This is a genomic window from Streptomyces sp. Je 1-79 (assembly GCF_025195125.1).
Lineage (GTDB): Bacteria > Actinomycetota > Actinomycetes > Streptomycetales > Streptomycetaceae > Streptomyces.
Genome location: NZ_JAMGSL010000003.1, coordinates 138,710 through 153,702 on the forward strand (window position 1 = coordinate 138,710; position 14,993 = coordinate 153,702).

The 14,993-nt window shown below is 71.7% G+C and carries 10 protein-coding genes; all 10 read left to right on the forward strand.

Features of this window, described 5'->3' with window-relative positions; translation table 11 throughout:
* The first annotated feature begins 24 nt into the window (after nt 1–24).
* The gene (gene mreC, locus M5362_RS06025; RefSeq protein WP_260226283.1) at nt 25–1,038 is read left to right on the forward strand and encodes a rod shape-determining protein MreC; all 1,014 of its coding nucleotides are present in this window, start codon (nt 25–27) and stop codon (nt 1,036–1,038) included.
* Nucleotides 1,035–1,697 (forward strand): rod shape-determining protein MreD, encoded by a 663-nt coding sequence (mreD, locus tag M5362_RS06030; protein WP_260226284.1) that lies wholly within the window; start codon nt 1,035–1,037, stop codon nt 1,695–1,697. The genes mreC and mreD overlap by 4 nt, the downstream gene beginning before the upstream one ends.
* 19 nt (nt 1,698–1,716) lie before the next feature.
* On the forward strand, nt 1,717–3,906 hold the full coding sequence (mrdA, locus tag M5362_RS06035; RefSeq protein WP_260226285.1) for a penicillin-binding protein 2: 2,190 nt from the start codon (nt 1,717–1,719) through the stop codon (nt 3,904–3,906).
* Between the two features lie 3 nt (nt 3,907–3,909).
* On the forward strand, nt 3,910–5,109 hold the full coding sequence (gene rodA / locus M5362_RS06040) for a rod shape-determining protein RodA (RefSeq protein WP_260226286.1): 1,200 nt from the start codon (nt 3,910–3,912) through the stop codon (nt 5,107–5,109).
* A gap of 96 nt (nt 5,110–5,205) precedes the next feature.
* The gene (locus M5362_RS06045) at nt 5,206–6,726 is read left to right on the forward strand and encodes a CYTH and CHAD domain-containing protein (protein WP_260226287.1); all 1,521 of its coding nucleotides are present in this window, start codon (nt 5,206–5,208) and stop codon (nt 6,724–6,726) included.
* 50 nt (nt 6,727–6,776) lie between these two features.
* Nucleotides 6,777–8,705 (forward strand): TIGR03960 family B12-binding radical SAM protein, encoded by a 1,929-nt coding sequence (locus M5362_RS06050; RefSeq protein ID WP_260226288.1) that lies wholly within the window; start codon nt 6,777–6,779, stop codon nt 8,703–8,705.
* An 85-nt stretch (nt 8,706–8,790) separates the two neighbouring features.
* Nucleotides 8,791–9,189, forward strand: coding sequence for a hypothetical protein (locus M5362_RS33110; protein WP_308354854.1), 399 nt, complete (start codon nt 8,791–8,793; stop codon nt 9,187–9,189).
* A gap of 30 nt (nt 9,190–9,219) precedes the next feature.
* Entirely contained in the window at nt 9,220–9,999 is a 780-nt protein-coding gene (locus M5362_RS33115; RefSeq protein WP_308354855.1) for a hypothetical protein, read from the forward strand.
* A gap of 123 nt (nt 10,000–10,122) precedes the next feature.
* A complete protein-coding gene (locus tag M5362_RS06060) occupies nt 10,123–10,914 on the forward strand; it encodes a TIGR03936 family radical SAM-associated protein (RefSeq protein ID WP_260226289.1) in 792 nt (263 codons plus the stop codon).
* Between the two features lie 234 nt (nt 10,915–11,148).
* The gene (locus M5362_RS06065) at nt 11,149–14,922 is read left to right on the forward strand and encodes a ribonuclease E/G (protein ID WP_260226290.1); all 3,774 of its coding nucleotides are present in this window, start codon (nt 11,149–11,151) and stop codon (nt 14,920–14,922) included.
* Nucleotides 14,923–14,993 lie beyond the last annotated feature (71 nt).

Here is a 14,993-nt window from a genome sequence, read left to right on the forward strand (position 1 = left end):
AGAGGAAAGGCACGGCCGCCGCACGTGAGGGACACACGAGAGAGCCGGCTGCTCCTGGTGCTGCTGATCGCCATCGCGTTCGCACTGATCACGGTGGACATCCGCGGCGGCGAGGAGTCACCGGTCGACGGCGCCCGGCATGCAGCCGCAGCGGTCTTCGGGCCGGTCGAGAACGGTGTGGCGGCGGCCGTCGATCCGATCGGCAACGCCATAGGAGCGGTACGCGACTCGGGCGAACGGCACGACCGCATCGCCACCCTGGAGCGCGAGAACGCCGCCCTCAAGGCCAAGCTCGGCAGCGACGACCGCAACCGCACCCGCGTCCGCGAGCTCGACGCCCTGCTCAAGACGGCCGGCGCCGGCCAGTACGGCATCAAGGGCGCCGAGGTCATCGCCATAGGAGCGGCCCAGGGCTTCTCCTGGACCGTCACCATCGACGCCGGCGCCGACGACGGCATCGAGCGGGACATGACCGTGCTGAACGGCTCCGGTCTCGTCGGCCGCGTGACCACCGTCGGGCCCTCCACGGCGACCGTGCTCCTCGCCAACGACCCCGACTTCACCGTCGGCACCCGGATGGAGAACTCGGCCGAACTCGGCTTCGCCACCGGCCAGGGCGACGGCCCGCTCCTCGTCCAGCTGCTCAACGGCAAGGCGAAGGTGAAGGCCGGCGACCGGCTCGTCACCTTCGGCTCGCAGGCGAACAAGCCCTTCGTCCCCGGCGTGCCGGTCGGCGAGGTCGTCCGCGTCGACCCGCTGGGCGGCGGCCTCACCCGCAACATCTACGTCCGTCCGTACGTCGGCTTCTCCAAGCTCGACATCGTCGGCGTCGTCGTCCAGGCCCCGCGGACCAACCCCCGCGACACGGTCCTGCCGCCCAAGCCCAAGCCGGCACCGACCGTCACCGTCACGGTCACCCCGCCGCCACCGGAGGGCGAGCAGCAGCCCGGTCAGCGGCAGTCGGGGCAGCAGCAGCCGGGACGAGAAGAGCAGTCGGGCCAGACGCCCGCGAACGAGCAGCAGGGGGACCAGACATGAAGTTCAACCGGATCCTGCTCTCCAGCACGCTCGTCGTCGTCGCCCTGGTCGTCCAGGTCTCCGTCCTCGCGCGCCTCCAGCTCCCCGGCGCCGTACCCGACCTCGTCCTGCTGACCGTCCTCGGCCTCGCGCTCGTGTACGGGCCGGTCAGCGGCTCCCTCATCGGCTTCGGGGCCGGGCTCCTCTCCGACCTCGCCCCGCCCGCCGACCACGCCGCCGGCCGCTACGCCCTGGTCCTCTGCGTCATCGGCTACCTCGCCGGACTGGCCCGCCCCGACAACGGCCGGCTCAAGTCCGCCACCGGCCCGATGGCCGTGGTCGTCGCCGCGGCGGTCGGCTCCACCCTGCTGTACGCGGGTGTCGGCGCCCTCGTCGGCGACACCGCCGCCCGCCATGTCGGCCTCGGCTACCTGCTCCTGACCGCGGCGATCTACGACCTCCTCCTCGCGCCCTTCACCGTGCCGCTGATCATGGCGCTGGCCCGGCGCGCGGAGAACGACCCGCTCGCCGACACCTCCGGGGGAACCGACGTCGCCTCCGGCTGGCTCAGCTCCGGCACCGGCCTCCAGATCGGCAACCAGCGCGGCGGACTGCGCGTCAAGGCCGCCCGTACGAGAGCGGCACGCGCGGGACGCATCAAGGGAGTCAAGCGACTGTGACCGAGGGGGCACCGGCAGCATGAGCAACATCCCGGAGACCGGACGGACTCCCAGGGTCCAGGTCCGGCTCGTCATCATCCAGATCCTCGTCTTCTCCCTTCTGCTCACTCTCGGCGGACGCCTCTGGTACCTCCAGATCCGCAACGGCAAGGAGTACACCGACCAGGCGAAGAGCAACCACGTCCAGCGGGTCGTCCAGCCCGCCGTCCGCGGCTCCATCCTCGACGCCCGTGGCGTCCCGCTGGCCGACAACGAGACCCGGCTCGTGGTCTCCGCCTCCCGCACCGACCTGATGAAGATGAAGGACGACGGCGAAGGCGTCCTCACCCGCCTCGCCGGAGTCCTGGGCATGAAGCCCAAGGACGTCATGGACAAGGTCCGGCTCTGCGACTCCGAGACCCCGCAGCCCTGCTGGAACGGTTCCCCCTACCAGCCGATCCCGATCACCGACGAGGCGACCACGCAGCAGGCGCTGCGGATCAGGGAGAGCACCGAGGACTTCCCCGGCATCACCGCCGAACTCACCGCCGTACGCCGCTACGCCGCACCCGGCAACGCCCGTACCGCGCAGGTCCTCGGCTACCTCTCGCCGGTCACCGACGAGGAGATCCAGAAGGCCAAGGACACCGACTCGCCGCACCTGCGCTCCGACCAGGTCGGCCGCTCCGGCATCGAACGCACCTACGACAAGGAGCTGCGCGGCAAGGCCGGCGTCACCTCCTACGAGGTCGACAAGGTCGGCCGCGTCATGGGGCAGACCGAGTCCGAGGCGGGCGTGCCCGGCGCCACCCTCGTCACCAGCATCGACGCCCGGGTCCAGTCGGTCGCCGAGTTCGAGCTCCACCAGGCGATGAAGAAGGTCCGCGACGAGACCGACAAGATCACCGGCCGCAAGTACGAGGCCGACTCGGGCGCCGTCGTCGTCATGGAGTCCAGGACCGGCCGCGTCGTCGCGATGGCCTCCCAGCCCGACTACGACCCCAACGCCTGGGTCGGCGGCATCTCCGGCAAGGACTACAGCCGGCTCACCAGCAAGGACTCCAACTACCCGCTGCTCAACCGGGCCATCCAGGGGCAGGCACCCGCCGGCTCCATCTTCAAGGTGGTGTCGGCGAGCGCGGCCGTGCGGGCCGGCTACGACTTCGACGACAAGTACCAGTGCAGCAGCTCCTACAGCCTCGGCAACCGGAGCTTCGCGAACTTCGAGTCCCAGGGACACGGCCCCATCACCCTCGGAGACGCCCTCAAGTTCTCCTGCAACACCGTCTTCTACGCCCTCGGCCACAAGGAGTGGCAGCGCGACGGCGGCATCAAGCCGAAGAAGGACGCCCACGACTGGTTCTACCGGACGGCGCACGACTTCGGACTCGGCTCCGAGACCGGCGTCGACCTGCCGAACGAGGTCACGGGCCGCATCCCCGACCGCCAGTGGAAGCAGAGGTTCTGGGAGGCCAACAAGGACTCCTGGTGCAAGCAGGGCAAGAAGGGCGGCACGTACGTCGAGCAGATCGCCTACGAGAGCTGCCTCGAAGGCAATCAGCTGAAGGCCTACGACAGCATCAACTACGCCATCGGGCAGGGCGACGTCCTCGTCACCCCCATCCAGATGGCCACCGCCTACGCCGCCATCAGCAACGGCGGCACCCTCTTCAACCCCACCATCGGCAAGGCCGTGATCAGCCCCGACGGCAAGTCGGTCAGGGAGATCAAGCCCACCTCGCACGGCAAGCTGCCCGTCGACGCGAAGACGATCAGCGACCTCGACAAGGGCCTGCGCTCCGTCGTCGAGCCCGGCGGCACCGCCGCCTGGCGGTTCGGCGGCTGGCCGCAGGACAAGATCCCGATGCGGGCCAAGACCGGTACCGCCCAGGTCTACGGCAAGCAGACCACCTCCTGGTTCGCCACCTACACCGACGACTTCACCATCGTCATGACGATCTCCCAGGGCGGTACGGGCTCCGGAGCGTCCGGCCCCGCCGTGCGCAACATCTACGACGCCCTCTACGGCCTCGACGACGCGGGCAACCAGGACCTCAAGCGGGCCCTCCTGCCCAAGCCCCAGACGGCGCTGCCGAAGGTCCAGGCCGACGGCTCGATCGACGCGCCGGAGATCAAGCCGTACGACCCGAAGTCGCAGCTCGTCGACGCGGCGAAGGACGGCGGGCAGGAGCCACTCGCGGGGCCGCTGCCCAGCAGGACGGGAGACTGACCGATGACCGCACCCCACGGCTTCTCCGTCTCCCGCTACGCCCCCGAACGCGGTGCGTTCGCCAAGCTCACCGCGCGCGACTCGGTGGTGCGGCGCCTGGACTGGCCGATCCTCCTCTCCAGCCTCGCGCTGTCGTTCCTCGGCTCCCTGCTCGTCTGGTCCGCCACCCGCGGCCGTACCGAGCTGAACCAGGGCGACCCGTACTACTTCCTCTTCCGGCACGCCCTGAACACCGGCATCGGGCTCGCCCTGATGATCGGCACCGTCTGGCTGGGCCACCGCACCCTGCGCGGCGCGGTACCGGTCCTCTACGGCATCTCCATCCTGCTGATCCTCGCCGTCCTCACCCCGCTCGGCGCCACCATCAACGGCGCCCACGCGTGGATCGTGATCGGCGGCGGCTTCTCGCTCCAGCCCAGCGAGTTCGTGAAGATCACAATCATCCTGATCATGGCGGTGCTGCTGGCCGCCAAGGTCGACGCGGGCGACCAGGTCCACCCCGACCACCGGACCGTCGCCAAGGCGCTCGCCCTCGCGGCGCTGCCCATGGCGATCGTCATGCTGATGCCGGACCTCGGCTCGGTGATGGTCATGGCGGTGATCGTGCTCGGTGTGCTCCTCGCCTCCGGCGCCTCCAACCGCTGGGTCCTCGGCCTCATCGGCGCCGGAGTGGGCGGCGCGGTCCTGGTCACCGCGCTCGGCCTGCTCGACGAGTACCAGCTCAACCGCTTCGCGGCCTTCGCCAACCCCGAACTCGACCCGGCGGGCGTCGGCTACAACACCAACCAGGCGCGCATCGCGATCGGCTCCGGCGGCCTGTACGGCGCGGGACTCTTCAACGGCCACCAGACCAGCGGCCAGTTCGTGCCCGAACAGCAGACCGACTTCATCTTCAGCGTCGCGGGCGAGGAGCTCGGCTTCCTCGGCGGCGGACTGATCATCGTGCTGCTCGGCGTCATCCTGTGGCGGGCCTGCCGGATCGCCCGGGAGACCACCGAGCTCTACGGCACGATCGTCGCCGCCGGCATCATCGCCTGGTTCGCCTTCCAGTCCTTCGAGAACATCGGCATGGCGCTCGGCATCATGCCGGTCGCCGGCCTGCCACTGCCGTTCGTGTCGTACGGAGGCTCGTCGATGTTCGCGGTCTGGGTGGCGATCGGACTGCTCCAGTCGATCAGGGTGCAGCGGCCGATAACGGCATAGCAGACCGCCGGGGATCCACGGTTCCGGTGCCCCTCCTTCACCTCTTGGGCCCAAGGCGGTCTGCCCTTCCGTCCACTTCGCGTCTAGATTCGATTCATGGCGGACACGAAGCGCGAGATCGAGCGGAAGTACGAAGCCACCGAGCGGACGGGGCTCCCGGACCTCACCAGAGCCCGAGGAGTCTCGGCCGCCCACGACCGGGGCGTCGCCGAACTCGACGCGGTCTACTACGACACGGCCGACCTGCGCCTCGCCGCCGACTCCCTCACCCTGCGCCGCCGCACCGGCGGCCAGGACGAGGGCTGGCACCTCAAGTTCCCCGTCTCCTCCGGGATCCGCGACGAGATCAGGGCCCCGCTCGCCGACACCCTCCCGGAGTCCCTGGCCGTCCTCCTGCGCTCCCGCCTCCGGCACGAGGACGTCGTCCCCGTCGTCCGCCTGCGCTCCTCCCGTAACGTCCAGCACCTGCTGGACGCGTCGGGCGCCCTGCTCGCGGAGGTGTCGGTGGACACGGTCCACGCCGAGCGCCTCCCCGAGGGCCCCGACACCTCCTGGACCGAGATCGAGGTCGAACTCGCGGACGACGCGGACCCCGCGGTCCTCGACGCGGTCGAGAAGCGCCTGGAGAAGGCGGGCATCCGCCCCTCGTCGTCCCCGTCGAAGGTGGCGAGGGCCTTGGAGGAGACGACGGAACAGAGCGAGGCCCTCCCCGCCGACGACCTGCCGGACGAGGACACCGCCGGCGGCCGCGTCCTCGCCTACGTACGGGAGCAGATCGAGGCGATCGTCGCACTCGACCCCGCCGTGCGCCGCGACCTTCCCGACGCCGTCCACCAGATGCGGGTCGCCTGCCGCCGACTGCGCAGCGCCTTCAAGACGTACCGCAAGGTCCTCGACCGCACCGTCACCGACCCCGTCGGCGACGAGCTCAAGTGGCTCGCCGGGGAGCTCGGACTCGCCCGCGACCACGAGGTCCTCGCCGAGCGCCTCCGTACCCGCGTCGACGCGATCCCCCGCACCCTCCTCCTCGGGCCCGTCCGCGGCCGCCTGCGGATCTGGGACGCCGCCCAGAGCGGCGACGCCCGCCGCAAGGCCCTCGCCGCGCTCGACTCCGCCCGCCACCTCGCCCTCCTCGACACCCTCGACGCGCTCCTCGCCGACCCGCCCCTACGGAAGGCCGCCACCAAGGACGCGGCGCCCGTCCTCACCCGCGCCGTCCTCAAGGACTACGACCGCCTCGCCGGCCGCGTCGACCGTGCCCTCGCCCTGCCCCCCGGCCGGGAACGCGACCTCGCGATGCACGAGGCCCGCAAGGCCGCCAAACGCACCCGCTACGCCGCCGACGCCGCCCGCCCCACCCTCGGCAAGCCGGCCAAGCGCTTCGCCAAGCGGATCAAGGCCGTCCAGAGCCTCCTCGGCGACCACCAGGACAGCGTCGTCGCCCGCGAAGCCCTGCGCGACCTCGCGATCCAGGCCCACGCGGCCGGTGAGACCGCCTTCACCTGGGGACTCCTCCACGGCCAGGAGGAGGCGGCCGGAGCGGCCCGTGAACGCGAGTTCCCGCAGGTCTGGGAGAAGGCCTCGGCCCCGAAAACGAGGGCGGCACTGAGCCACTGAGCACCGGGTACGCTTGAGAGTCGCCCCATGCCAGCTCACGAAGGTTCGAGATGTCTGCTGCCGAGTCTGTCTTCCCGCAGCTCGAAGCTCTGCTCCCGCACGTGCAGAAGCCGATTCAGTACGTCGGTGGAGAGCTGAACTCCACGGTCAAGCCGTGGGAGTCCGCCGACGTCCGCTGGGCGCTCATGTACCCGGACGCGTACGAGGTGGGTCTGCCCAACCAGGGCGTCATGATCCTCTACGAGGTCCTGAACGAGCGCGAGGGCGTCCTGGCCGAGCGCACGTACAGCGTCTGGCCGGACCTCGAAGAGCTGATGCGCGAGCACCACGTGCCGCAGTTCACCGTCGACAGCCACCGGCCCGTCGGCGCGTTCGACGTCTTCGGCCTGAGCTTCTCCACCGAGCTCGGCTACACCAACATGCTCACCGCCCTCGACCTGGCGGGCATCCCGCTGGAGTCGAAGGACCGCACCGTCGACCACCCGATCGTGCTCGCCGGCGGCCACGCCGCCTTCAACCCCGAGCCGATCGCGGAGTTCATCGACGCGGCGATCATCGGCGACGGCGAGCAGGCCGTCCTCGACATGACCGAGATCATCCGCGGCTGGAAGGCCGAGGGCCGCCCCGGCGGCCGCGAGGAGGTCCTCCTCCGACTCGCCAAGACCGGCTCGGTCTACATCCCGGGCTTCTACGACGTCGAGTACCTGCCCGACGGCCGGATCGCCCGCGTCGTCCCGAACCGCTCCGGCGTGCCGTGGCGCGTGTCCAAGCACACCGTCATGGACCTCGACGAGTGGCCGTACCCCAAGCAGCCGCTGGTCCCGCTCGCCGAGACGGTCCACGAGCGGATGTCCGTCGAGATCTTCCGCGGCTGCACCCGCGGCTGCCGTTTCTGCCAGGCCGGCATGATCACGCGCCCCGTGCGGGAGCGAAGCATCACCGGCATCGGCGAGATGGTGGAGAAGGGTCTCAAGGCGACGGGCTTCGAGGAGGTCGGCCTCCTCTCCCTCTCCTCCGCCGATCACACCGAGATCGGTGAGATCGCGAAGGGCCTGGCCGACCGGTACACGGAGGACAAGGTCGGTCTGTCCCTCCCCTCGACCCGCGTCGACGCCTTCAACGTGGACCTCGCCAACGAGCTGACCCGCAACGGCCGTCGCTCGGGTCTCACCTTCGCCCCCGAGGGCGGCTCCGAGCGCATGCGCAAGGTCATCAACAAGATGGTCTCGGAGGAGGACCTGATCCGGACCGTCTCGACGGCGTACGGCAACGGCTGGCGCCAGGTGAAGCTGTACTTCATGTGCGGCCTGCCGACCGAGACGGACGAGGACGTCCTCCAGATCGGTGACATGGCGGTCAACGTCATCGCCGAGGGCCGCAAGGTCTCCGGCCAGAACGACATCCGCTGCACGGTCTCCATCGGCGGCTTCGTCCCGAAGCCCCACACCCCCTTCCAGTGGGCCCCGCAGCTGTCGGCGGAGGAGACGGACGCGCGCCTGACGAAGCTCAGGGACAAGATCCGCGGCGACAAGAAGTACGGCCGCTCGATCGGCTTCCGCTACCACGACGGCAAGCCCGGCATCGTCGAGGGCCTCCTCTCGCGCGGCGACCGGAGGATCGGCGCCGTCATCCGCGCCGTCTACGAGGACGGCGGCCGCTTCGACGGCTGGCGCGAGCACTTCTCGTACGACCGCTGGATGCAGTGCGCGGAGAAGACGCTCCCCGAGATGGGTGTCGACGTCGACTGGTACACCACCCGCGAGCGCACCTACGAGGAGGTCCTGCCCTGGGACCACCTGGACTCCGGCCTCGACAAGGACTGGCTCTGGGAGGACTGGCAGGACGCGCTCGACGAGACCGAGGTCGAGGACTGCCGCTGGACGCCGTGCTTCGATTGCGGCGTGTGTCCTCAAATGGACACCCAGATCCAGATCGGCCCCACGGGCAAGAAGCTGTTGCCGCTGACGGTCGTGAAGTAGCCCGTCGGGAGCCATTCCGGTAACACTCCGGCGACGGCCCGGTGCGAGGGGAAACCCTCCGCCGGGCCGTCGCGTCATTTCCGGCATGAGCATGGAGAAAGCGGGGCCCCGGCCGGAACCCGAGGGCTGCCTGACCGCCGCCGTCAGGATTCCGGTGCGGATCGTGGTGCTGGTCGTCGTCGTTCCGGTACGGATGGTCTGGGACGTACTGGTGGTCTGCGCCCGGGCCCTCGACCGGGTGGTCCTGCGCCCGACGGGCCGCGCGCTGGTCTGGCTGTGCGAGGCGCTGTTCGTCCGGCCGTGGGTGTGGCTGTGGCAGCGGATCGTGGTGCCGGTCGTCCACTACGCGCTCGTGGTTCCCGTCGTCTGGCTGTACCGGCAGCTCCTGACCCCGCTGGGGCACGGGCTGACCTGGCTCCTCACCACGCTGGGCCAGGGCCTCGGCATCGCTGCCGGCTGGCTGGGCAAGGCGCTCTTCGTGTAGCCGTGGGTCGCGCTGTGGCGGTACGTGGTCGTGCCGGTCGCCCGCTACGGGATCGGCGTTCCCGCCGCCTGGGTGTACCGGTGGATCCTCACCCCGATCGGTGCGGGCGTCGCGTTCCTCGTTGCCGGGCTGTGGCGGTACGTCCTCGTCCCCGTGGCCCGCTACGGGGTCGCGCTGCCCCTCGTCTGGCTGTACCGCCATGTCCTGACACCCACGGGCCACGGCCTGGCCTGGGTCTTCACCTGGCTGGGGCGCGGGCTGGCCGCGGCCCTCACCTGGCTGACCAAGGCGCTGTTCGTGTGGCCGTGGGTGGGGCTGTGGCGGTACGTGGTCGTGCCCGTCGTCCGGTACGGGATCGTCGTCCCGCTCGTCCGGCTGTACCGCCACGTCCTCGCCCCGATCGGGCGTGAGCTCGTCGACGCGCTCCGGGTCTGCTGGCGCGTCGCCGGATTCGTCTCCCGGGCCGTCGGACGCGTCCTCAAGTGGATCGCCTGGAGCCTGGTCGGGCGGCCCGCCGTCTGGGTGTACCGGAACGTCTGCGCCCCCGTCGGCCGCTGGGTCCGCGACCAGGTCTGGGCGCCGGCCAGGAAGGCGGCCGTCGGGGCGGGGCGGGCCGCGCGGGAGGCCCTCGCCGCGGCGCGCGCGACCGTGCGGCAGGCGCGCAGGGACGCGTGGCGCGCGCTGGTCGGAGGAGCCCGGGTGCACGAGCCCGTGGAACCGGTGGTGGCCTCTGCGCGTACTCTGGGTAGTACAACAACCGCCTCCGGCGCGGCGCCCGCACCCGAGATCTCCCTGCGAAAGCGGGGGTGAGCCGGTCGGGCCCCCCAGAGGCCACCCGCATTTCGTGGGCGGCGCGTCACCGCGCCCGCCCCGCACCGAGGAGAAGAACCACTGGGCAAGCGACAGCCCGAAGGCCCGCCGCCCGCACCGGCGGTGCAGCGCATCCGACTGCGCTACACCAAGCGCGGCCGCCTCCGGTTCACCAGCCACCGTGACTTCCAGCGCGCTTTCGAGCGTGCCCTGCGCCGCGCCGAGGTGCCCATGGCGTACTCGGCCGGCTTCACTCCGCACCCCAAGGTGTCGTACGCCAACGCCGCCCCCACGGGTACGGGCTCCGAGGCCGAGTTCCTGGAGATCGCCCTCGCCGAGAGGCGTGACCCGGAGACTCTGCGGGTGCTGCTCGACGAGTCGCTCCCGGACGGTCTCGACATCACCGATGCCGTCGAGGCCCGGACCTCGGGACTCGCCGACCGGCTCACCGCCTCCGTGTGGGAGCTGCGGCTCGACGGCGTCACCTTCGAGGACGCGGAGAAGGCCGTCGGGGTCTTCCTCGCGGCCGACACCGTGGAAGTACAGCGCAAGACCAAGAACGGCATCCGCACCTTCGACGCCCGCTCGGCCGTCGCCGACCTCGTCGTGGATCGTCCCGAGGCTCGTCCACAGCCTGATAGGCCCCTGGACAATGCCTGTGCGATACTGCGGCTGGTTGTTCGGCACGTGACACCTGCCGTGCGACCCGACGACGTCCTGTCCGGTCTCCGAGCTGTGGCCGACCTGGCGCCGCCGGTCCCCGCAGCGGTGACCAGGCTGGCGCAGGGGCTCTTCGACGAGGAGTCCGGCACGGTGACCGACCCGCTCGCGCCCGACCGCGAGGCAGTCACGGCCGCTTCACCCACGGCCGCCGCGACCGCCTCAGCGACGGCGCCGGGTGCCGGTACCGCGTAGGGAGCGGTCGTTGTAGCGCAGCCCTGGTACTCGGGAGCCACCTGGGTCGGGCAGCGCACTGACCAGGAGACTTTCGCCAGGCCGTACGTACAACGCGTACGGAACCGGCGAGCCAGACATCAGCTCCCGTGCGGCGCCCGCGCCCCGGACGGCGGCACCGCGCACTTCGCGCGATCGTGCCGCCGGACCGGAACAAGACGCGGCGCCCGGGAGCGTGACGGGAGAACCGCCCGCATGCTCGAACAGCACGAAGAGAACACCGACAACAACGCACCTGGTGACAAGCTGCCGCCGCGCCGCAGGCGCCGAGCGGCTTCCCGCCCCGCCGGTCCGCCGGTCGCGGCGGAGGTCACCGACACCGTGGCCGAGGTCGTCGTGGAGACGCCCGCCGCCGCCCCGGAGCCGGCCGAGGAGCCCGCCCCCGCCCGTACGCGCCGTCGCGCCACGCGGAAGGCTGCCGCTCCCGAGCCGGCCGCCGAGAAGGCCGCCGAGGCCGAGGTCGCCGCGTCCGCCGCGGAGGAGGCTCCCGTCGAGGAGCCCGCACCGGCCCGTACGCGTCGCCGTGCGACCCGCAAGGCCACCACCCCCGAGCCCGTCGCCGAGCCGGCCGCCGAGTCCGCCGCGCCCGCCGCGGAGGAGGCTCCCGTCGAGGAGCCCGCCCCCGCTCGTACGCGTCGCCGCGCGACCCGTAAGGCCACCACCCCCGAGCCCGTCGCCGAGCCGGTCGTCGAGGCCGAGGCCGTCGCGCCCATCGAGGAGGCGGCCCCCGTCGTGGAGGAGGCCCCCGTGGAGGAGCCCGCCCCGGCGCGCACCCGCCGCCGTGCCACCCGCAAGGCCACCTCGCCCGAGGTCGCCACCGCCGGCGAGAGCCTGCCGCAGGAGACCGTCGCGCAGATCACCGCCGAAGAGGCCGAGCCCGAGGTCGTCGCCGCGGAGAAGGCCGCCACCCGGGGCCGTACCCGCCGCCGCGCCACCTCGCCGCAGTTCACCGCCGAGCCGGTCACCGGTGCAGGCACCGGCTCCACCGGAGCGGCTGAAGCCGCGCGCGTTTCCGCGGCGGAGGAGGAGCCCCGCGGCCGTCGTGCCGCGCGCCCCGCCGTCGCCGTCTTCCAGGCCCCGGTCTTCACCGAGCCCATGTTCCAGACCCCGGAGACCGCGGCCGCCGCCGCTGCCGCCGAGTCCGTGGTGCCGGAGGAGGAAGAGGAGGAGACGGTCGAGACCACCGAGGTGGCCGAGACGGTCGAGCGTCCCGAGCCCGCCGGCCGGCGCCGCCGCCGCCGTCGTGGTGAGCCCGCCGAGCCCGTCGCCGTCGAGCCGGTGCCGGCCACCGTCGCCGACGAGCCCGAGGTCGAGGCCGAGGAGCCCGAGGCGGAGGCCGAGGAGACCGACGAGTACGGGGACCGCCCGTCCCGCCGTCGCCGCCGTGGCGGCCGTCGCCGTCGCCGCGGTGAGCTCGCCGAGGCCGACGCCGAGGGGACCGACGAGAGCGACGACGCGGACGAGGCCCGCGCCGAGGACGAGGAGTCCGAGGAGGAGGGCGACTCCGACGAGTACGAGGGCGGCGCGTCGTCCGGCAGCAGCAGCTCGCGTCGTCGTCGCCGTCGCCGCCGCCGTAGCGGTGACGCCTCCGGCGAGACCGAGGCGGGCGAGGAGGACGGCGTCCGTACGGTCGTCAAGGTCCGCGAGCCCCGCCCGGCCCGTGAGAAGGCCGAGCCGTCCGACGAGGTCCAGTCCATCAAGGGCTCGACCCGCCTTGAGGCCAAGAAGCAGCGCCGCCGCGAGGGCCGCGAGCAGGGCCGCCGACGCGTCCCGATCATCACCGAGGCCGAGTTCCTGGCCCGCCGTGAGGCCGTCGAGCGCGTCATGGTCGTCCGCCAGAACGGCGAGCGCACCCAGATCGGCGTCCTGGAAGACAACGTGCTCGTCGAGCACTACGTCAACAAGGAGCAGGCCACCTCGTACGTCGGCAACGTCTACCTGGGCAAGGTCCAGAACGTGCTGCCGTCCATGGAGGCCGCCTTCGTCGACATCGGCAAGGGCCGCAACGCCGTCCTGTACGCCGGTGAGGTCAACTTCGAGGCGCTCGGCATGGCCAACGGGCCGCGCCGCATCGAGACCGCCCTCAAGTCCGGCCAGTCGGTCCTCGTCCAGGTGACGAAGGACCCGATCGGCCACAAGGGCGCGCGTCTGACCAGCCAGGTCTCCCTGCCGGGCCGCTACCTCGTGTACGTCCCCGAGGGCTCGATGACCGGCATCAGCCGTAAGCTCCCGGACACCGAGCGCGCCCGCCTCAAGACCATCCTCAAGAAGATCGTCCCCGAGGACGCGGGCGTCATCGTGCGCACCGCCGCCGAGGGCGCGAGCGAGGACGAGCTGCGCCGTGACGTCGAGCGTCTGCAGGCCCAGTGGGAGGACATCCAGAAGAAGGCGAAGAACGGCAACGCTCCGACCCTTCTGTACGGCGAGCCGGACATGACCGTCCGTGTCGTCCGCGACATCTTCAACGAGGACTTCTCGAAGGTCATCGTCAGCGGTTCCGACGCCTGGGAGACCATCCACGGGTACGTGAACCACGTCGCCCCGGACCTGACCGACCGCCTGTCCAAGTGGACGAGCGAGGTCGACGTCTTCGCGACGTACCGGATCGACGAGCAGCTGATGAAGGCGCTGGACCGCAAGGTCTGGCTGCCGAGCGGCGGCTCGCTGGTGATCGACAAGACCGAGGCGATGATCGTCGTCGACGTCAACACCGGCAAGTTCACCGGTCAGGGCGGCAACCTCGAAGAGACCGTGACGAGGAACAACCTCGAAGCGGCCGAGGAGATCGTCCGCCAGCTGCGCCTGCGCGACCTGGGCGGCATCGTCGTCATCGACTTCATCGACATGGTCCTGGAGTCCAACCGCGACCTGGTGCTGCGCCGCCTCCTGGAGTGCCTGGGCCGTGACCGGACCAAGCACCAGGTGGCCGAGGTCACCTCGCTGGGCCTGGTCCAGATGACCCGTAAGCGGGTCGGCCAGGGTCTGCTGGAGTCCTTCTCCGAGACCTGCGTCCACTGCAACGGCCGTGGCGTCATCGTGCACATGGAGCAGCCGACCGCCCCCGGCGGCGGTGGCAGCGGCAAGCGCTCGAAGAAGCGTGGCCGTGGCGGTGCCGAGCACCACGAGCACGAGCACGAGCACGCCGAGGCTGTGGAGTCGGCGGAGTCGGAGACCGAGACGGTCGAGACCGAGGCCGAGGTGGCCGCGGAGATCGCCGCCCCGGTGGCAGTGGAGGAGCCCTTCCGCGCCGACGAGGAGCTGTACAGCAGCGCCGCCGAGGCCGAGGCCGCCGCAGGCCGTGGCCGTGGCCGCCGCCGGGCGACCCGTAAGGCGACCGCTCCGGTCGCCTCGACCCCGGCCCCGGTCGTGGTCGAGGAGCCCGCACCCGTCGTCGAGCCCGAGCCTGTCGTCGAGCCCGAGCCCGTCGTCGAGGCGCCGGTCGTGGAGGCCGCTCCGGTCGTCGAGGAGGCCGCCCCAGCTCCCCGTGCCCGCCGCCGTGCCACCCGTAAGGCGACGGCCCCGGCCGGTTCGCCGGCCGCCGCGGAGGCGGTCGTCGAGACCGTCGTCGAGCCGGTCGCCGCCCCGGAGCCGGTCGTCGAGCAGGCGCCCGAGGCCGCGCCCGTCGTCGAGGAGGCCCCCGTGGCCGCCCCGCCGAGGGCCCGTCGCCGGGTCGTCCGCAAGGTGACCGCCCCCGCCGGATCGCCCTCGGGCGCCGAGGAGGCCGCCGTCCTGGTGGTCGAGTCCCCGGCCGCCGCCCCGGCCCCGGTCGAGGCCCCCGAGGCGGACGTCGAGCCCGAGGCCGAGGCTGCCGCCCCGGCCAAGAAGACGGCCGCCCGCAAGACGGCCAAGAAGGCCACCGCGAAGAAGGCCGCCACCAAGAAGACGGCGGCGGCCAAGAAGACCGTCGCGAAGAAGACCACTGCGAAGAAGGCCGCCGCCAAGAAGACGGCAGCCCCCGCGCAGGACTGAGGTTGCCGCCGGTGCGGGCCGTCCCTCCGGACGGCCCCCGCACCGCAGAGGTGAGTCACCGAATTGTCCCC

Coding starts and splice junctions, on each gene's coding strand:
- mreD (WP_260226284.1), top strand. CDS start 1,035: ATGAAGTTCAACCGGATCCTGCTCTCCAGCACGCTCGTCGTCGTCGCC.
- mrdA (WP_260226285.1), top strand. CDS start 1,717: ATGAGCAACATCCCGGAGACCGGACGGACTCCCAGGGTCCAGGTCCGG.
- rodA (WP_260226286.1), top strand. CDS start 3,910: ATGACCGCACCCCACGGCTTCTCCGTCTCCCGCTACGCCCCCGAACGC.
- M5362_RS06045 (WP_260226287.1), top strand. CDS start 5,206: ATGGCGGACACGAAGCGCGAGATCGAGCGGAAGTACGAAGCCACCGAG.
- M5362_RS06050 (WP_260226288.1), top strand. CDS start 6,777: ATGTCTGCTGCCGAGTCTGTCTTCCCGCAGCTCGAAGCTCTGCTCCCG.
- M5362_RS33110 (WP_308354854.1), top strand. CDS start 8,791: ATGAGCATGGAGAAAGCGGGGCCCCGGCCGGAACCCGAGGGCTGCCTG.
- M5362_RS06065 (WP_260226290.1), top strand. CDS start 11,149: ATGCTCGAACAGCACGAAGAGAACACCGACAACAACGCACCTGGTGAC.